Source organism: Pseudonocardia nigra, assembly GCF_019396355.1.
Taxonomy (GTDB): domain Bacteria; phylum Actinomycetota; class Actinomycetes; order Mycobacteriales; family Pseudonocardiaceae; genus Pseudonocardia; species Pseudonocardia nigra.
Window position 1 is genome coordinate 33,259 of the sequence record NZ_JAHKRK010000033.1, and the last position, 17,373, is coordinate 50,631.

The window sequence follows — 17,373 nt, forward strand, 5'->3', positions numbered from 1 at the left end:
TGCAGGCACGTTGCGTGAAAGTGGCTTTGCTGCAACGGGCCCGCGGGAGGCGTCACCGGTATCGCGTCAGCACCACCCACGTCGTGGTGCGCACGGTCTCGCGCCAGCCCTGGATCCCGTCCAGCACGGCGTCGAGCTCGCCGGCGCTCGGCGCGGTGACCAGCACCATCACGTCGTACTCCCCCGTCACCGTCTCGATGTCGGTGACGCCGGGCAGCACGCCGAGCCGCCGGACGTACCCGGCGACGTCCGCGGTGCGGATCACGATCCCGACCCGTGCGCGGTGGGCGGCGGCGTCGCCGGGCAGCACGACGTCGGCCCGGTAGCCGCGGATCACCCCGGCCCGTTCGAGGCGCTGGACCCGCGCGAGCACGGCCGTGCGGGACAGCCCGACGCTGCGCCCGAGGTCGGCCATCGTCGCGCGGGCGTCGGCGACCAGGTGCGCCAGCAGGGCGAGGTCCAGCTCGTCGAGCTGACGATCCGTCGGTGGCACGGCGCACATCGTGGCAGTTCGCCGGGGAACACCGACGCTCGGCGTCGTGTGCGGCGACGATCACCGCCCCGACACTGATTCCCATGACCGTCACCCCGGATCGCGTTCATGAGACGCTGCGCCGACACCTGCTGGTGGACGGGTTCGACCTCGTGCTGGACACCCGCGCCAGCCGCGGGTCCTGGCTCGTCGACGCCCGCAACGGCACGCGCCACCTCGACCTGTTCAGCTTCTTCGCCTCCGCCCCGCTGGGCATGAACCATCCGGCGCTGGCCGACGACGCGGCGTTCCGGGCCGAGCTGGGTGAGGTCGCGGTGAACAAGCCGTCGAACTCCGACATCTACACCACGCACATGGCCGCGTTCGTGGAGACCTTCGAGCGGGTGCTCGGCGACCCGGCGCTGCCGCACCTGTTCCTCGTCGAGGGCGGGGCGCTCGCGGTGGAGAACGCGCTGAAGACGGCGTTCGACTGGAAGCGGCAGCACAACGCCCTGCACGGGCGGCCGGCCGAGCTCGGCACGAAGGTGCTGCACCTGCGCAAGGCGTTCCACGGCCGCAGCGGCTACACGCTCTCGCTCACCAACACCGACCCGATCAAGACCGCGCGCTTCCCCACGTTCGACTGGCCGCGCATCGACGTCCCGGCGATCCGGTTCCCCCTGGACGCGCACCTGGCCGAGGTGGAGGCCGCGGAGGCCCGCGCGCTGGAGCAGGCCCGCGCCGCGTTCGCCGCGCACCCGCACGACATCGCGTGCTTCATCGCCGAGCCGATCCAGGGCGAGGGCGGCGACAACCACCTGCGCCCGGAGTTCCTGCAGGCGATGCAAGCGCTGTGCCACTCCCACGACGCCCTGTTCGTGCTCGACGAGGTGCAGACCGGCTGCGGCATGACCGGCACCGCGTGGGCCTACCAGCAGCTGGGCGTGCAGCCCGACATCGTGGCGTTCGGCAAGAAGGTGCAGGTCTGCGGGATCATGGCGGGTGGCCGGGTGGACGAGGTGCCCGACAACGTCTTCCGGGTCTCCTCGCGGATCAACTCGACGTGGGGTGGCGGGCTCACCGACATGGTCCGCTCCCGCCGCTACCTCGAGGTCATCGAGGCCGACGGCCTGATCGAGCGGGCGGGGGTGTTGGGCAAGCGGCTGCTCGACGGTCTCGGCGCGGTGCCGGGCATCGACAACGTCCGCGGGCGCGGGCTGTTCGTCGCCTTCGACCTCCCGTCGGCCGTCCACCGGGCCGCCGCGCTGCAGCGCCTGCACCGCGACGAGCAGGTGCTCGTGCTCGGCGGCGGCGAGCGCTCGATCCGGCTGCGCCCCGCCCTGACCATCGGTGAGGACGAGCTGGACCTGGCCGTCGCGGCGATCACCCGGGCGGTGGCGGCGTGACCCGGCGGGTCGGCGCGTTCATCGGCGGCAAGTGGCGCGACGACGCGCCCGGCGGCCGGTTCACCTCCGTGAACCCGGCGCGCACGGACGAGACGGTGGCGGAGGCGCTGCTCGGCGACGCGGGCACCGTCGTGGAGGCGTGCCGCACCGCGCGCGAGGCCCAGCGCGAGTGGGCGGCGGTCCCGGCGCCCGTCCGTGGCCGGGTCGTCGAGCAGATCGGGCGCCTCGTCGAGGCCAACAAGGAGGCGCTGGCCGCGCTGGTCACGCGCGAGATCGGCAAGCCGATCGCCGAGGCCCGCGGCGAGGTACAGGAGGTCATCGACACCGCGGCGTTCTTCGCGGGCGAGGGCCGCCGGTTGTACGGCCAGACGGTGCCCAGCGAGATGCCCGACAAGCAGCTGTTCACGTTCCGGGTGCCGGTCGGCGTCGCCACGATCGTGACGGCGGGCAACTTCCCGGTGGCGGTGCCGTCCTGGTACCTGGTGCCGGCGCTGCTGTGCGGCAACGCCGTCGTCTGGAAGCCCGCCGAGTACACCCCGGCGATCGCGGAGGCCTTCACCGAGCTGTTCGTGCGCGGCGGGCTGCCCGACGGCGTGCTGAACACCGTGCTCGCCGACGGCCCGGCCACGTTCGACGGGCTCTCCGAGGCGCTCGACGCCGGGCTCGTCGACAAGATCGGGTTCACCGGGTCGTCGGCGGTCGGCACCCGGATCGGCGAGCTCGCCGGCCGCCACCTGCAGACCCCGTGCCTGGAGCTGGGCGGCAAGAACCCCCTCGTCGTCATGCCGGACGCCGACCTCGACCTGGCCGTCGAGGGCGCGCTGTTCTCCGGGTTCGGCACGGCCGGGCAGCGCTGCACCTCGCTGGGGACGACGATCGTCCACGCGTCGGTGCACGGAGAGTTCCTGCGCCGGTTCGACGCCGCCGCCCGCGGAGCGGTGATCGGCGACCCGGCCCGCGAGGACGTCCTCTTCGGGCCGATGATCTCGCAGCGCTTCCTGGACGCGTTCGAGCGCCACCTGGACCTCGTGCAGCCCCACCACACGCTGCACGGCTCCACGGGCACCGGCCGGATCACGGCGGCGAACCCGCGTGGGGAGTTCACCGGCGACGGGGGGCTCTACGCCCACCCGACGATCGTCGACGGCGTGTGCGCCGAGGACGCCCTCGCGAACACCGAGACCTTTGGGCCCCTCGTCGGGGTCGCGCGGTTCGAGACGTTCGACGAGGCGGTGGCGCTCGCGAACGGGCACGGGTACGGGCTGTCCGCGTCGATCTACACCTCCACGCCGGTCCACGCGTTCCGGTTCCGCGAGCGGGTGAGCGCCGGCATGGTCAGCGTGAACAACTCGACGTCGGGCGCGGAGGCGCACCTGCCGTTCGGCGGCAACGGCCGCTCGGGCAACGGGAGTCGCCAGTCGGGGATCTGGGTGCTGGACCAGTTCACGCGTTGGCAGTCGATGAACTGGGACTACGCGGGCAAGCTCCAGAAGGCGCAGATGGACACCGCGCAGCTGCCCGCCGACATCGGGTTCCGCCTCCCCGGCTGAAAGTTCTTCGCCGGGTGGTGTCGTTAACGCGTGAGCGGGTCCGACCTGCCTGCGAGCGCCCGGGAGGAACGGCCTCCCGGGCGCTCGCAGAGGAGGAACGCCATGCGCAACGTCATCCACTTCGTCCACACGTCGGTCGACGGCCACATCGACGGCCCGAACGGCGAGTTCGACTGGCCGGTGATGAAGGCGGACCTCTCGGACTACTCCCACGCGCTGACCGACCGCGCCGACACCATCCTGTACGGGCGCGTGGTGTGGGCCCCGGCAAGGACCTCCTGCTGATGGGCGGTTCCCGCCTCCCGGCCACCCTCACGGGGCTCGGCTTGATCGACGAGTGGCACATCGTCGTGCACCCGGTCGTCCTGGGCGGGGGGAAGCCGCTGTTCCGCAGCCCGCAGGAGCGGATCGGCATGGAGCTGGTCGAGTCGCGGGCCTTCGACGGAGGCAGCGTGCTCCTGCGCTACCGGCGCCGCCCCGCCTGACGGGGGCGGCGCGCTCAGCCGTCGAGCTCGGTGACGGTGCACGCCGTGCCGTAGGCGCACACCTCGCTCCAGGTGTCGCCCATCTCCGTGGTGTCGAAGCGCATGGCGACCACCGCGTTGGCGCCGAGCGCCTCGGCCGCCCGGCTGAGCCGGTCGACCGCCTCCCAGCGGCTCGCCTCGAGGTTCTTGGTCATCCCCCGCAGCTCGCCGCCGGCCAGCGACTTGAAGGCGGCACCGAGCTGCGACCCGATGTGGCGGGACCGGACGGTCAGCCCGAACACCTCGCCGTGGACCTTGTCGATGCGGTACCCGGGCAGGTCGTTCATCGTGGAGATCAGCACGACGTCCACTCTGCCCGGGCACGGCGATCGGCGTCAGGGCCGCGACACGAGCGTTTTCTGGCGGGCCACCACCCACCACCGCCCGCCCTCGCGGACGAGCACGTACAGCGCGCTCATCGCGTGCCCGACGTCCGCCGGCTCGCCCGCCTCGTCGAGCGCCTGGGCGTGCTTGTGCGCCACCGCGACGTCCGGGCGCACGAACTGCACGTCGGCGAGCTCGTAGCGGGCGCGTTGCCCGCGCAGCGGCCCGGCGAGCGCCGTGCGGCTGAACGCGAGCAACGCGTCGCGCCCGTCGAGCTGCGCACCCGAGACGGCGACCGCCGTGGCGTTCTGGGTGAAGTGCTCCACGAGCAGCTCGGCGTCGCCGGTGTTGAAGCCCTTCTCGATGTCGGCGATCACGCGGCGGATCGCCTCGACGTCGGCGGCGTGGTCGGTGGAGGTGTCCTCGATGCGGGGCGCTGTCATACCTCGACCCGGCTTCAGGTCAAGGAGTCAGACCGCGATCACCGTGGGCACGATCATCGGGCGGCGCCGGTAGGTCTCGCCCACCCACTTCCCCACCACGCGGCGCACCGACTGCGCGATCCGGTGCGTGTCGGTGATGCCCTCGGCCTCCGTGCGCGAGAGCTCGTCCTCCACCAGCGGGAGCACCGCGTCGAGCGCCTTGGGGTCGTCGGAGAACCCGCGGCCCGACAGCGTGGGACGCGACATGGCGCGCCCGGTGTGCGTGTCGACGGCCACCGTGATCGAGATGAACCCGCCCTCGCCGAGCACGAGCCGGTCGCCGAGGGTGCTCTCGCCGATGTCGCCGACCGCGAGCCCGTCGACGTACACCCGCCCCACCTCGACGCGACCGCTGATCGACGCCCGGCCGTCGACGAGGTCGACGACGACGCCGTCCTCGGCCAGCACGACCGCGTCCTCCGGCACCCCGGTCTGCACGGCGAGCGCCGCGTTGGACCGCAGGTGCCGCCACTCGCCGTGCACCGGCATGACGTTGCTCGGGCGCACGGCGTTGTAGAGGAACAGCAGCTCCCCGGCAGGCGAGTGCCCGGACACGTGCACCTTCGCGGTGCCCTGGTGCACGACGGACGCGCCGAGCCGGGTGAGCCCGTTGATCACGGCGAAGACGGCGGTCTCGTTGCCCGGGATCAGCGAGCTGGCCAGGATGATCGTGTCCTCGGCCTGGATCCGGACCGAGCGGTGGTCGCCGCGGGCCATCCGGGCCAGCGCCGACAGCGGCTCGCCCTGCGAGCCTGTGGAGACGAGGACGAGCTCGTCGTCGGGCAGCTCCATGGCCTCGTCGAGCTCCACCAGCAGCCCGTCGGGCACGGTGAGGAAGCCCAGCTCGGCGGCCAGGCCCATGTTGCGGACCATGGACCGGCCGACGAGGCACACCTTGCGGCCGTGCGCGGCCGCGGCGTCGAGCACCTGCTGCACCCGGTGCACGTGGCTGGCGAAGCAGGCCACGATGATCCGCGCCGGTGAGCGGTGGAACACCCCGTCGAGCACCGGGCCGATCTCGCGTTCGGCGACGACGAAGCCGGGCACGTCGGCGTTCGTGGAGTCGACCAGTGCCAGGTCGACGCCCTCGTCGCCGAGCCGGGAGAACCCGGCGAGGTCGGTGAGCCGCCCGTCGAGCGGGAGCTGGTCGAGCTTGATGTCGCCGGTGTGCAGCACCAGGCCCGCCGGGGTGCGGATGGCCACGGCCAGCGCGTCCGGGATGGAGTGGTTGACCGCGAAGTACTCGCAGGAGAAGGCGCCGTGCTGCAGGGTGGTGCCCTCCTTCACCTCGAGCAGGTGCGGGGTGAGCCGGTGCTCCTTGCACTTGGCGGCGACCAGCGCGAGCGTGAACCGCGACCCGACGATCGGCAGGTCGGGGCGCAGCCGGAGCAGGAACGGCACGGCGCCGATGTGGTCCTCGTGGCCGTGGGTGAGCACGAGCGCGTCGATGTCGTCGAGGCGGTGCTCGATGGCGCGGAAGTCGGGCAGGATCAGGTCGACGCCCGGGGAGTCCTCCGCCGGGAACAGCACGCCGCAGTCGACGACGAGCAGCCGGCCGTCGTACTCGAACACGGTCATGTTGCGGCCGATCTCGCCGATGCCGCCCAGCGCCACCACGCGCAGCCCGCCCTCCGGGAGCGGCGGGGGCGGGCCGGCCGGCAGCTCGGCGCGGTTGACCTCCTCGGGCGGGGCCGGGGCGGGACGCTGCTGGCCGCGCCGCGGCGGCCGGGAACGGCGGTCGGACCGGGAACGGTCGGACCGTGCGGGTGGGCGACTCAACGGAAGTTCCTCGCAGTGCTGGGGGAAGCGGCGCCTGGAGCGCCTGGGGTCGGGGTCGCGCTCCTCAGGCGAGCGCGGGACGTGAGATGCGCCTGGTCATCGGTAGGCCACTTCGGCACCGAGATCGGTGGCGGTGCGGGAGCCGAGGGCGCCGTGCCCGCGTTCGCCGCGCGGCGCCTCCGGGTCGAGCGCGATGCCGGCCGTGCCGAGATCGCCCGCGATGGCGGCGACCTGCTCCTGGGTGGCCGGGGGCAGCGGCAGGCGCGGCTCGCCGACGTCGATGCCGCGCAGGCGCAGCGCCGTCTTGGCGAACACCACCCCGCCGACGCGGCCCATCGCGCGGATCACCGGCAGCGTGGCGTAGTGCAGGGCCTTCGCCCGCTCGACCTCGCCGGCCTCGTAGGCGTCGAGCATCTCGCGCAGCCGGTTGGCCACCACGTGCCCGATCACGCTGACGAAGCCGACCGCCCCGACCGAGAGCCACGGCAGGTTCACCGGGTCGTCGCCGGAGTAGTAGGCGAGTGTGGTGGTGGCGAGCACTTCCGTGCCGACGCGCAGGTCGTTGCGAGCATCCTTCACGGCCAGGATGCGCGGATGCTCCGCCAGCCGCTGGAGCGTCTCCACCTCGATCGGGATGACGCTGCGCGGCGGGATGTCGTAGAGCATCACCGGCAGGTCGGTGGCGTCGGCGATCGCGGTGAAGTGCAGCACCAGGCCGGACTGCGGCGGCCGCGAGTAGTACGGCGTGACGAGCAGCAGCCCGTGGGCGCCCGCCTTCTCCGCGGCGCGGGCCAGGTGGATGCTGTGCGCGGTGTCGTAGGTGCCGGCCCCGGCGACCACCGTGGCCCGGTCGCCCACGGCGTTCACCACCGCGCGGACGAGCTCGGCCTTCTCCGTGTCGCTGGTGGTGGGGCCCTCCCCCGTGGTGCCGTTGACGACCAGCCCGTCGTTGCCCAGGTCGACCAGGTGGGCGGCGAGTTCCTCGGCCTTGGCGAGGTCGAGGCGCCCGTCGGCGTCGAAGGGCGTGACCATGGCGGTCAGCACCCGGCCGAACGGACGACCCTTCGGGCGCGATCCAGCGGGGGTGGGACTCATGGGGTGACGGTACCGCCCCGCACCGACGGCCGTCGGGGGCGCAACCGGTTCAGCGCCGCTCGAACTCCCCCGCCCGCACACCCGCGATGAACGCATCCCAGGCGGCGCCGGGGTAACGGTGGGCGGGGACAGCGCGGTCCTTGGTGTCGCGCACGGCGACGGTGTTGTCGGCGAGGAAGGCGACCTCGACACAGTCGCCCTGGTTGCCGCCGCTGAAGCTGCTCTTGCGCCACTGGGCATCGGCGAGATCCACGGCGCCCTCCTCGTCCTGCGTCAGGTTGCCCCGGCCAGCCGCCGGATCAGCGCGAGCGACTCGGCCGGGCTCAGCGCACCGGACTGCAGCCGCCCGAACGCGAGTCTAGCCCGCTCGGCGTCGCGCTCCTTGTCCAGGACGAGAGCGCCGAGGGCGTGCTCGACGTAGGCCATGTCCGGTTCACCGAGGTCGCCGAAGTGCAGCACGACGAGCCCGGACGCGAGCGCTTCGTGCGCCCCCGCGGCGATCGGAAGCACCTGCAGGGTCACGGTGTCCCATGTCGCCGCGACGGCCAGGTGCTGCAGCTGGGTGTGCAGGACGTCGGACCCACCGACGGGTCGGTGCAGCACCGACTCGTCGATCACGGCCGCCAGCTGCAGCGGATCGTCGGGCGAGGTCAACCGCTCCTGGCGGATCATGCGTACCGTGACCTCGTTGTCCAGCTGCTCGGCCGTGCGGCTCAGCGGCACCGCCGTGAAGAGGGCCCGGGCGTAGTCGGCGGTCTGCAGCAGGCCGGGGACGTAGCCGAGGGTGAACACCTGGACGCGGGTTGCCTCGGTCTCGTAGCCGACGTAGAACGCGTGCTCGCCCAGCCCGTAGGCCTGCCACCAGCCCTTCTGCCGGGCCGCCCTGGTGAGCCGATCCGTTCCGAATTGTCACGCCCACTCTCCGCTTCCGGTCGAGTGCTCAGCGTGGCAGGTGGAACGGCGAACCTGGGAATCCCACGTCCTGGCGGGCGGTCAGCCCTCCGTGACGAACGGGCTGGACGCGATCTCGGTGCCGTCCTCGAGAGCGGCGATCTCGAAGTCGCCGAACACGTTCGGCACCTCGCGCTGCAGCTGGCGCAGGCACTCCACGGCCAGCTGGCGGATCTCGACGTCGGCGTGCTCGGTGGCGCGCATTCCGATGAAGTGCCGCCAGGCGCGGTAGTTGCCGGTGACGACGATCCGCGTCTCGGTGGCGTTCGGGAGGATCGCGCGCGCCGCCTGCCGGGCCTGCTTGCGCCGCAGGGTGGCGTTGGGGACGTCGGCGAACTTCTTCTCCAGCCCCTCCAGCAGCTCCTCGTAGGCCTTCACCGACGCCTTGGCGGCCTCGGCGAACAGGGCGTGCAGCTCCGGGTCGGCCGCGACGACGTCGGGCTCGACCATCGCCGCGTCGCGCTCCGGGACGTAGCGCTGTGACAGCTGGCTGTAGGAGAAGTGCCGGTGCCGGATCAGCTCGTGGGTGAGCGACCGCGAGATGCCGGTGAGGTAGAAGCTCACGGATCCGTGCTCGAGCACCGACAGGTGCCCGACCTCGAGGATGTGGCGCAGGTAGCCGGCGTTGGTGGCGGTGCGCGGGTTCGGCTTGCTCCAGGACTGGTAGCAGGCGCGACCGGCGAACTCGGCGAGCGCCTGGCCGCCGTCGGCGTCGGTGCTCCACGGCACGTCCGCTGGCACGACGAACTCGGTCTTGGCGACGAGCTGGACCCTCATCGGCACGATCTCCGGCATGTCCCAGAGCCTAGAACGCCGGGACTGGATCACCGTCGCCAGGCATGAGCCGCCGCCGGTGGGCCTCGCGGGCCTCCGCCGGCTCGGCCAGGTGCGCCCTGGTCCATGCGCACTGTGCGGCGAGCGGCTCCAGCAGCGTGCGGCCGAGCGCGGTGAGCTCGTACTCGACGTGCGGCGGGATCTCGGCGTGCACGGTGCGCGTGAGCATCCCGTCGCGCTCCATCGCGCGCAGCGACGCGGTGATCACCTTGTGATCTTCGGCGCGGGCGGACGCGCGGGCAGGCGGACGGTGACCGAGGCGGTGCGCCGCGGGCACCAGGTCACGGCGGTCGTGCGCGACCCGGCGCGGCATCCGGACCTCGCCGCCGACGGCGTCACCGTCGTCGCCGGTGACGCCACGGTGGCCGAGAGCGTGGCCGCGGCAGCGGCGCGGCAGGACGCCGCGATCAGTGCCGTCGCGCGCACCGACGTGCCGGCGCGCGAGTTCTTCGTCACCGCGGCCCGGGCGCTCGTCGACGGCCTGGGCCGAGCGGATGTGCGGCGGCTGGTGCTCGTCGGCGTGGGCACCACGCTCGGGGCCGCGCCGGGGATGGCCGTGCACGACGCCCCGGAGTTCCCGGCGGAGTACCGGGCGTTCTCCGTGGGCCACGGGGCCGAGCTGGAGGTGCTGCGCGACAGCATCCTCGACTGGTTGGTGCTCGCCCCGCCGCCCGAGGTCCTCGACGACGGGGCGCCGCGCACCGGCCGGTACCGGCTGGGCGACCACCGCGTACTGCCCCCCGAGGTCCCACCGCGGACGTTCCCCTACGCCGATCTCGCCGTCGCGCTCGTCGACGAGATCGAGACCCCGGAGCACCACCGGGAGCTCGTCGCCGTCGGATGACACCACGAGATGCTTGACTGACGTCACGAATGACGCCACAGTGATGCCATGGACCTGAGCCAGTACGTCACGCAGCTGCGGGAGGACCTCTCCTCGGCCGCGGCGGCCGGCGACGAGCAGACGCAGCGCATCGCGGGTCTGCTCGGCGCCGCCGTCGAACCGGCCGCGCGGCTGGCGATCATGAACGCCCTCTCCGACCTCGCGGCGGAGGTCACCGCCGCACTCGGGGACCGCGTGGTCGAGGTGCGCCTCGACGGCCGCGACGTCCGCGTCGCGGTCTCGCCCGACCCGGCGGCGGAGCGGCCGTCCGCCGAGGCTCCCCCGGCGCCGCCGTTCCGCGGCTTCGGGGGTGCCGACACCGGCGACATCAGCCGCATCACGCTGCGGCTCGTCGAGCAGATCAAGAACCAGGCCGAGCAGGCGGCGGCGGCGCAGGGCGTCTCGCTGAACTCCTGGGTGGCGCAGGCCGTGCAGGGCGCGCTGACCGGGGGCAGCCAGGGACGCCGCCACAGCAGGCGCGACGACTGGACGGGCGACCGCGAGGGGCGGCGCCTGCGGGGATGGGTGGAGGGGTGAACGACGTGGTGGACTTCGCCAAGGACGACGCCGGCGGCGACGGGGGCACCGAAGTGGTGCGCCAGCAGAGCTGGCCGGTGGACGGCCCCGCGGAGCTGGAGCTGACCCTCGACGTCGGGCGGATCCGGGTGCACCTGGACGAGCAGGTCGGCGGCAACGAGGTGCGCGTGGAGGTGCGCCACGACCCCTCGGCGGGCAACAGCTGGAGCCAGGGGCTCAGCGGCATCATCAACTGGCTGGGCGGCGCCACCGGTGGGTCCGGCGGGGGCGGGGACGCCGGCGAGCTCGCGGCCCAGGCCGTCCGCGCCGCGGAGATCAGCTGGTCGGAGACCGCGCGGCGGCTCGTGGTGCGCTCGTCCGAGGAGCTGCCGCTGCGGGTGGTGCCGCTCGCCGTCACGGTGTCGGCGCCGGCCGGGTCGCGCCTGGCCGCCCGCACCGGGGCGGGCGAAGTGACGGTGACGGGTCGCGCGGGGTGGGCCCGGGTCAAGACCGGGTCCGGCCGGATCGCGGTGGGTGCGGTCGACGGTGACGCCGACGCAGCCACGGGCTCCGGCGACATCGAGCTCGGCCCGATCGGTGGGCGCGCGAAGGTGCGCACCGGGTCGGGCACGGTGTCCGTGGCGGCCGTGGCCGCTCCGTCGGAGATCAAGGCCAGCAGCGGCGATGTCCGCGTCGGGGAGGTCGCGGGCGACCTCGGCGTGCGCACGGGCTCGGGCGACGTGACGATCGCCGACGCGCGCAGCGGCCGTGTGGAGCTCACGAGCGGCTCCGGAGCGCTGCGGATCGGCGTGCACCCGGGTGTGGGGGCGGAGCTCGACCTGTCGTGCGGCTCCGGCCGTGCGCGCAGCGAGCTGGAGGTGACCACCGTGGCGCCCGAGCACGCCCCGGCCCTGCACGTGAGCGGCCGCACCGGCAGCGGCGACGTGCTGGTCACGCGCGCGGCGGCCTGACGCCGCGCACGGCCGTGCACACCCCGCGTCGGCCGTGCACGCCGCCGGACGTGTGCACCGCCGCCGGCGGGTGTGCACGGTGCGGTCAGGGCAGGGCGGTGGTGAGCGGGGCGGCGAGGTCGCCCCGCTCACCGACCACCACCCCGTCGAGCTCGAGCCAGCCGGCCATCTCCCGCAGGGCCCCCGCCAACTCCGCGGCCACACGTGGCACCTCGACGCCGGACTCCGCGAACGCGCCGGGCACCCGGAGCACTCCCGCCTTGCGGTCGGCCTTGAGATCGACACGGGCCACCAGCTCGCCGTCGAGCAGGAACGGGAACACGTAGTAGCCGTACTCCCGCTTCGGCTCGGGCACGTAGATCTCGATGCGGTAGCGGAAGCCGAAGAGACGCTCGGTGCGGTCGCGTGCCCAGATCAGCGGGTCGAACGGGGCGAGCAGCGCGCGTCCGGTGACGCGCCTCGGCACCCGGGCGCCGGGCACGCGGTAGGCGAGATGGCGCCAGCCGCGCACCTGCACCGGTTCCAGCTCGCCCGCCTCCACCAGCTCGGCCACCGCGCGGCGGCTGCGGGTGGGGCCGAGGCGGTAGTAGTCGCGCAGGTCCGGCTCGGTGGCCACCGCCAGCGCCGACGCCGAGCGCCGGATCAGCGCCCTGGCCGCCTCCTCCTCCGACAGCGCCGGCGCGGCCAGCACGTGCGGCGGGAGCACCCGCTCGGGCAGGTCGTACAGGCGCTGGAAGTGGCGGCGGGTGCCCGTGGTGAGCACTCCGATCCCGAACAGGTACTCGCAGATCCGCTTGACGTCGGACCGCTCCCACCAGGACGCGCCCGGCGGTCGCGGGCGGGCCGGCCCGCCCAGCGCCGCCTCGAGCGTGCCGGCGCCGACCGGGCCCAGCTCCTTGACCGCCGCCAGCACGTCGCCGACGAGCCCGGGATGCCGATCGACCAGTGACCCGTAGTGCCGCCACCAGCCCTCCCGCTTCGCCCCGGAGCGCACCAGCGGCCAGTCCTCGACGGGCAGCAGGCTCGCCTCGTGCGCCCAGTACTCGACCAGCAGCCGGGGCTTGCGGCCCGAGTGGGCCCACGCGGCGTCGTCGACCAGCGCGGGCTCGTAGGTACCGAGCCTGCTGAACAGCGGCATGTAGTGCGCCCGGACGGCGACGTTGACCGAATCGAGCTGCAGCAGGCGGATCCGGTGCAGCGTGCGCACCAGGTGGCGGCGCGTGACGGGGCCGGTGGGGAGCGGGTCGGCGAAACCCTGCGCGGCGAGCGCGGCCCGGCGCGCCGCGGCGGGTCCGAGGGTGTCGACGGCGGACGGAGCGGTCACAACCGGGATGCTGCCAGCTCCGTCCGACGGTTTCGGGGCCGCTCCGCCGCGATCACCAGCACCACCGCCAGCAGGACGACCCCGCCGCCCGCCAGCTGGGTCGCGGAGAACCGCTCGCCGGCCACCAGCACCCCGAGCAGCACCGCGATCACCGGGTTGACGTAGGCGTAGGTGGCGACCGTCGAGACCGGCAGCGACGCGAGCGCGAACGCATACGCGCTGAACGCCCCGAGCGAGACGACCACCGCCATGTAGGCCCACGCCCACCACGCGGACGGGCCGACCGCCGAGAGGTCGGGCCGGTCCCCCGCCGCGAGGCTGCCGCCCATGAGGATGACCCCGCCCACGAGCATCTGGACGGCGGCCAGCGCGAACGGGTTGGCCGGGGCGGGGAGGCGGGTGGTGGCGAACGTCCCCGTGGCCCAGCCCAGCCCGGCCAGCAACACGAGCCAGGGCCCCCACCAGGCGTTGCCGAACACAGCCCCCGACCCCCCGGACGCGCCGGCGAGCAGCAGCAGCGCGAGGCCCGCCACCCCCACGCCGACCCCGACCAGCGTGGCCCGCCGGGGCCGGTCGCCGGTGACGGCGCGCAGCAGGACGATGTGCAGCGGCACCGAGGCGATCAGCAGCGCCGCGAGGCCGGACGCCACGTGCTGCTGCGCCACCGTGACCAGCCCGTTGCCCCAGGCCGGCAGCAGCAGCCCGGACAGCGCGGTGGTGCCGAACTGCGCCCACGTCATGGCGAACGCGCGCCTCCCGGCGACCGCGAGCACGACCACGGCGAGCAGCGCGCCACCGACCAGGAACCGCGCGCCGCTGGCGAACAGCGGCGGGACGTCCGTGATGATGTAGCGGTTGGCCAGGTAGGTGGACCCCCACAGGACGTACACGACCCCGAGCGCGACCCAGGCGATCGCGGGAGGACGAGGGGCGGCAGCAACTTCCACCCGATGAACGTTGCCATGGCGAACGACGTGCTGTCGGGCTCGATCCGTGTGCCGTGCATCGCCCCGTTCGTCACCAGTGATCGCGGCCGAGCTGCAGGTGCTCAGTTCTGCAAGCGATTCGCCATGGCAAGGATCGCCTCCGCCACGGCAGCGGGCTCCGTCACGGCGCTCAGGTGGTGTCCGTCATGGCGGGCGACCGGCCAAGCCCGACGTCGGGCCTCGGCCGCCGCGTCATCGTAGGCGGCCGAGAGCTGGAGATACCCGCACGGTTGATCCACCCAGGCGTCGACCACCGGTGCGGTCTCTTCGAAGTAGGCCAACGGCAACCGGGGGATCTCGGCGCAGAAGGCGGCACGGGTCGTCGGGTCGGGCAGCAGGTCGCGAACGACGTCCGCCGGGAACCATTCATGCCAACGGGGGAGCACGCCGTCCGCGTCCGCGAGTGCGCGCAGCCGAGCGCGCATCTCGGCGGGAACGGTGGCCAGCCACCGCCGCCCGGGGTAGGGCAGCGTGGCGTCGACGAACACGATGGCGCGCACCGGCGAGGCGTGCCCATCGACGATGGACGGCACCAGGGCACCCGCGCCGCTGTGCACGACGAGGATCACCGTGTCGTCGTCCGGATGGTCTGCAAGAGCGGCGTGCACGGCGCCGGCCAACGCCGGATACCGCGGCGCCGGCGACGCGAGAGCACCGAGCAGCGACGGAACGACGGTCCGCAGATCCCGCGCACCCAACTGCTCGGCGACCGGGAGCCAGCTGCGCGGCCCGACCAGGGGGCTGTGGACCAACACGAACGTAGCCACGCCGGAAACCTACTGCGGGCGAGCACGTGTCGAACCCTCCCGGCGCCCGGTCAGCTTCCGATCGGGCTGACGACGCAGTCGTCCGTCGCTCGATCGCCCACTCGCTGCGCGGCACCTCGTGCCCTCGTGACGCCGTCGCGTTCCCCGCTCGGCGCGCCGGCACCGCTCGGTTTCGTGATCCAACGTGCGGCTGCCCTCGACCGGCGCCGTGCCGGGGTGCCTCCACCGGCCCGCAGCAGGGCGGGCGCGGGCGGTGGGATTCAATGCCGGGCATGGCCACCGCCGGCGTCCGTCCCGCCACCCCCGCCGATGTCGCCGAGATCGCGCGCATCCAGGCCGACACCTGGGAGACCGCCTACTCCGGGCTCGTCCCGGCCGCCGCCATCGCGCACCTGCGCGGCGAGGCGGCGCAGCAGGCCTGGACGTCGGCGGTCGAGGCCGGCACCGGGCACGTGCTCGTCGCACTCGAAGGGACGTGGACGGTGGGCTTCTGCGCGGCCGCCCCCGCCGTGGCCCCGGAGGGCGTCACCGGCCCCGTGGACGTGACGCTGGGCCCGGAGGCGTGGGGGGAGGTGGGCACACTGCTCGTGGAGCCCCGGTGGGGACGGCGCGGACACGGCGGGCGACTGCTGGCCGCCGCCGCGGCCGCCCTGCGCGGCGCCGGCGCGATCTACGGCCTCGCCTGGGTGCCCGAAGCCGACGCCGCATCACGTGGGTTCTACGCACGGGCGGGCTGGGAGCCCGACGGGACGGTGCGGGTGCTCGACACCGGCGACGGCGAGCTGCGCGAGGTGCGCGTGACCGGCTCCCTGGACCTCAAGCTGCAGGAGTAGGTACCGGCCCCGCCGACCAGGCGTCGCGGACCTCGACGTGGCGCAGCCCGCCCGACTCGGCCCGCTGGCAAGCGGACGCAGACCCGACGACGCCTCACCCCCGCCGATCAAGGCGCTACTGTCGCCCCGAACCGATACAGCAGCGACATCCACGCCTTGATCACGGCCGAGGAGCGCCCCGACGGAGGGCACCCGCACCGCCCCCGTGCTCGGCGCGGGCTCCTGGAACCGGCCCCGTCAGCCGCCGAGGCCGAGCAGTGACTCCAGGCCGACGGTGAGTCCCGGCCGCTCCCGCACCGCCCGCACCGCCATGAGCACACCGGGCATGAACGAGGCACGGTCGAACGAGTCGTGCCGGATCGTCAGGGCCTCCCCCGGCGTGCCCAGCAGCACCTCCTGGTGCGCCACGAGGCCGGGCAGCCGCACCGAGTGCACCCGGATGCCGTCGACGTCGGCACCGCGCGCACCGGGCAGCTCGGTGGTCGTGGCGTCCGGGACGGCCCCCGCCCCGGCCTCGGCCCGCGCCGCCGCGACGAGGGACGCGGTGTGCACGGCGGTGCCCGAGGGCGCGTCGACCTTGTTGGCGTGGTGCAGTTCGATCACCTCGACGGACGAGAAGTACGGCGCCGCCTGCCGCGCGAACTGCATCGCGAGCACCGCGCCGATCCCGAAGTTGGGGGCGACCAGCACGTGTCCCGGGCGGCGCTCGAGCCTGGCGCGAACGTCGGCGAGCCGCGCGTCGTCGAAGCCGCTCGTGCCGACGACGGCGGCGATGTCGTGGTCGAGGCAGAACTGCAGGTTGTCGAGCACGGCGCCGGGGTGGGTGAAGTCCACCGCCACCTGCGCACCCGCGTCGACCAGCTCGGTGCGGGAGTCGGCCTCGTCGACCTGCGCGACGAGTGTCAGGTCCGGCGCGGCCTCCACCGCGCGGCACACCTCCTGGCCCATGCGCCCCTGCGCACCCAGCACGCCGACCCGGATCCCGTTCGCAGTCACGCGCGCAGACTAATCAGGCGAACACGACGGCCCCGAGCCACACCGCCGCGGCGAGCAGGCCGGTGGCGAGCTCGATCAGGATGCTCCAGCCGACGGCCGTGAGCGCCTGCCGGGTGGACGGCCACGCCCGCTCGCTCCCGCCGAGCCGGGCCAGCTCCGCGAGGTAGACGCCGAGCACGAACCCGACGAACAGCCCCGCCACCGGGATCACGAAGAAGCCGAGCACCCCGAGGACCGCTCCGAGCGCGATCGTGCGCCCCGGCACCCCGGAGTCGCGCAGCCGCCGGCCGGGCAGCAGGTACTTTGCCACGCTGCCGAGCACGACGATCGCCACGGCAACGGCGAGCACCGTCCAACCGACCGTGTCGCCGCGGGGCACCGCCCACACCGCCACGCCGGCCACCACGAGGAGCAGCCCGGGCAGCACCGGCACCACGACCCCGACGATGCCGGCGAGGACCAGCGCCGCGGCGATCAGCGTCTCGACGACCACGTCCCGATCATGGCACGCCCCGGATTGCAGCAAAGCCACTTTCATGCCAGCTGGTTGCGTGAAAGTGGCTGTCAGGAGAATCGACCGCAGCCTATGAGGCCTTGGCGAGTGTGACCTCGTATCCGAGGTCTTGGAGTGCCTTGAGGTGGCGGTCGCGGCGACGGTCGGGGCTGTCGTGGCGGCGGAG

22 protein-coding genes are annotated in these 17,373 nt (G+C 73.7%); 8 read left to right on the plus strand and 14 right to left on the minus strand.

Going from position 1 to position 17,373, the window contains the following annotated elements; translation table 11 throughout:
* Positions 1-52: 52 nt before the first annotated feature.
* Positions 53-493: an Lrp/AsnC family transcriptional regulator gene (locus tag KME75_RS11390; protein ID WP_219414569.1), complete on the minus strand. Its 441-nt coding sequence runs from the start codon at positions 491-493 to the stop codon at positions 53-55.
* Between the two features lie 83 nt (positions 494-576).
* On the opposite strand from KME75_RS11390, the gene lat reads away from it, so the two are divergent.
* The 4 genes from lat (at position 577) to KME75_RS43025 (ending at position 3,913) form a co-directional block, all read left to right on the plus strand.
* Positions 577-1,878, plus strand: a complete 1,302-nt coding sequence (lat, locus tag KME75_RS11395; protein ID WP_219414570.1) for an L-lysine 6-transaminase — start codon at positions 577-579, stop codon at positions 1,876-1,878.
* Positions 1,875-3,428: an aldehyde dehydrogenase family protein gene (locus KME75_RS11400; RefSeq protein WP_308282700.1), complete on the plus strand. Its 1,554-nt coding sequence runs from the start codon at positions 1,875-1,877 to the stop codon at positions 3,426-3,428. The genes lat and KME75_RS11400 overlap by 4 nt, the downstream gene beginning before the upstream one ends.
* Before the next feature lie 102 nt (positions 3,429-3,530).
* Positions 3,531-3,713, plus strand: coding sequence for a dihydrofolate reductase family protein (locus KME75_RS43020; RefSeq protein ID WP_246631889.1), 183 nt, complete (start codon positions 3,531-3,533; stop codon positions 3,711-3,713).
* Complete coding sequence (locus KME75_RS43025) at positions 3,713-3,913, plus strand: dihydrofolate reductase family protein (protein ID WP_246631890.1); 201 nt, start codon at positions 3,713-3,715, stop codon at positions 3,911-3,913. Before KME75_RS43020 ends, KME75_RS43025 begins: the two co-directional genes overlap by 1 nt.
* A gap of 14 nt (positions 3,914-3,927) precedes the next feature.
* Here the strand turns inward: KME75_RS43025 and KME75_RS11410 are convergent, their stop codons facing one another.
* The 8 genes from KME75_RS11410 to KME75_RS43030 all read right to left on the minus strand — a co-directional run bounded on the left by KME75_RS11410 (position 3,928) and on the right by KME75_RS43030 (position 9,625).
* Entirely contained in the window at positions 3,928-4,254 is a 327-nt protein-coding gene (locus tag KME75_RS11410; protein ID WP_219414571.1) for a YbjQ family protein, read from the minus strand.
* A gap of 33 nt (positions 4,255-4,287) precedes the next feature.
* A complete protein-coding gene (locus tag KME75_RS11415; RefSeq protein ID WP_219414572.1) occupies positions 4,288-4,719 on the minus strand; it encodes an SgcJ/EcaC family oxidoreductase in 432 nt (143 codons plus the stop codon).
* Between the two features lie 27 nt (positions 4,720-4,746).
* On the minus strand, positions 4,747-6,420 hold the full coding sequence (locus KME75_RS11420; RefSeq protein ID WP_219414587.1) for a ribonuclease J: 1,674 nt from the start codon (positions 6,418-6,420) through the stop codon (positions 4,747-4,749).
* 213 nt (positions 6,421-6,633) lie between these two features.
* Positions 6,634-7,632 (minus strand): 4-hydroxy-tetrahydrodipicolinate synthase, encoded by a 999-nt coding sequence (gene dapA, locus KME75_RS11425; RefSeq protein ID WP_219414573.1) that lies wholly within the window; start codon positions 7,630-7,632, stop codon positions 6,634-6,636.
* A gap of 49 nt (positions 7,633-7,681) precedes the next feature.
* Entirely contained in the window at positions 7,682-7,885 is a 204-nt protein-coding gene (locus tag KME75_RS11430) for a DUF397 domain-containing protein (RefSeq protein ID WP_219414574.1), read from the minus strand.
* A 20-nt stretch (positions 7,886-7,905) separates the two neighbouring features.
* Positions 7,906-8,478 carry a DUF5753 domain-containing protein gene (locus tag KME75_RS11435; RefSeq protein ID WP_246631907.1) on the minus strand — a complete coding sequence of 191 codons (573 nt, stop codon included), beginning with the start codon at positions 8,476-8,478 and terminating at the stop codon, positions 7,906-7,908.
* A 147-nt stretch (positions 8,479-8,625) separates the two neighbouring features.
* Complete coding sequence (gene thyX, locus KME75_RS11440; RefSeq protein WP_219414576.1) at positions 8,626-9,378, minus strand: FAD-dependent thymidylate synthase; 753 nt, start codon at positions 9,376-9,378, stop codon at positions 8,626-8,628.
* Between the two features lie 10 nt (positions 9,379-9,388).
* Positions 9,389-9,625, minus strand: a complete 237-nt coding sequence (locus KME75_RS43030; protein WP_308282701.1) for a winged helix-turn-helix transcriptional regulator — start codon at positions 9,623-9,625, stop codon at positions 9,389-9,391.
* Positions 9,626-9,628: 3 nt separating this feature from the next.
* Between KME75_RS43030 and KME75_RS11445 the strand changes: the two genes are divergently transcribed.
* The 3 genes from KME75_RS11445 to KME75_RS11455 are packed head-to-tail and all read left to right on the plus strand — an operon-like array spanning position 9,629 to position 11,787.
* A complete protein-coding gene (locus KME75_RS11445; protein ID WP_308282702.1) occupies positions 9,629-10,261 on the plus strand; it encodes an NAD(P)-dependent oxidoreductase in 633 nt (210 codons plus the stop codon).
* Positions 10,262-10,309: 48 nt separating this feature from the next.
* Positions 10,310-10,837 (plus strand): toxin-antitoxin system HicB family antitoxin, encoded by a 528-nt coding sequence (locus KME75_RS11450; protein WP_219414578.1) that lies wholly within the window; start codon positions 10,310-10,312, stop codon positions 10,835-10,837.
* Entirely contained in the window at positions 10,834-11,787 is a 954-nt protein-coding gene (locus KME75_RS11455; protein WP_219414579.1) for a DUF4097 family beta strand repeat-containing protein, read from the plus strand. Before KME75_RS11450 ends, KME75_RS11455 begins: the two co-directional genes overlap by 4 nt.
* An 85-nt stretch (positions 11,788-11,872) precedes the next feature.
* Here the strand turns inward: KME75_RS11455 and KME75_RS11460 are convergent, their stop codons facing one another.
* The 3 genes from KME75_RS11460 to KME75_RS11470 all read right to left on the minus strand — a co-directional run bounded on the left by KME75_RS11460 (position 11,873) and on the right by KME75_RS11470 (position 14,717).
* On the minus strand, positions 11,873-13,120 hold the full coding sequence (locus KME75_RS11460; RefSeq protein WP_372452585.1) for a winged helix-turn-helix domain-containing protein: 1,248 nt from the start codon (positions 13,118-13,120) through the stop codon (positions 11,873-11,875).
* The gene (locus KME75_RS11465; protein ID WP_308282703.1) at positions 13,108-14,058 is read right to left on the minus strand and encodes an EamA family transporter; all 951 of its coding nucleotides are present in this window, start codon (positions 14,056-14,058) and stop codon (positions 13,108-13,110) included. Before KME75_RS11465 ends, KME75_RS11460 begins: the two co-directional genes overlap by 13 nt.
* Before the next feature lie 101 nt (positions 14,059-14,159).
* A complete protein-coding gene (locus tag KME75_RS11470; protein ID WP_246631893.1) occupies positions 14,160-14,717 on the minus strand; it encodes an alpha/beta fold hydrolase in 558 nt (185 codons plus the stop codon).
* 419 nt (positions 14,718-15,136) lie between these two features.
* Here KME75_RS11470 and KME75_RS11475 point away from each other — a divergent pair, with 419 nt between their 5' ends.
* Positions 15,137-15,697, plus strand: a complete 561-nt coding sequence (locus tag KME75_RS11475; protein ID WP_219414582.1) for a GNAT family N-acetyltransferase — start codon at positions 15,137-15,139, stop codon at positions 15,695-15,697.
* Between the two features lie 237 nt (positions 15,698-15,934).
* On the opposite strand, the gene dapB is transcribed toward KME75_RS11475, so the two are convergent.
* Positions 15,935-16,693 carry a 4-hydroxy-tetrahydrodipicolinate reductase gene (gene dapB / locus KME75_RS11480; protein WP_308282704.1) on the minus strand — a complete coding sequence of 253 codons (759 nt, stop codon included), beginning with the start codon at positions 16,691-16,693 and terminating at the stop codon, positions 15,935-15,937.
* A 13-nt stretch (positions 16,694-16,706) separates the two neighbouring features.
* The gene (locus KME75_RS11485) at positions 16,707-17,186 is read right to left on the minus strand and encodes a DUF456 domain-containing protein (protein WP_308282705.1); all 480 of its coding nucleotides are present in this window, start codon (positions 17,184-17,186) and stop codon (positions 16,707-16,709) included.
* Positions 17,187-17,373: the final 187 nt, after the last annotated feature.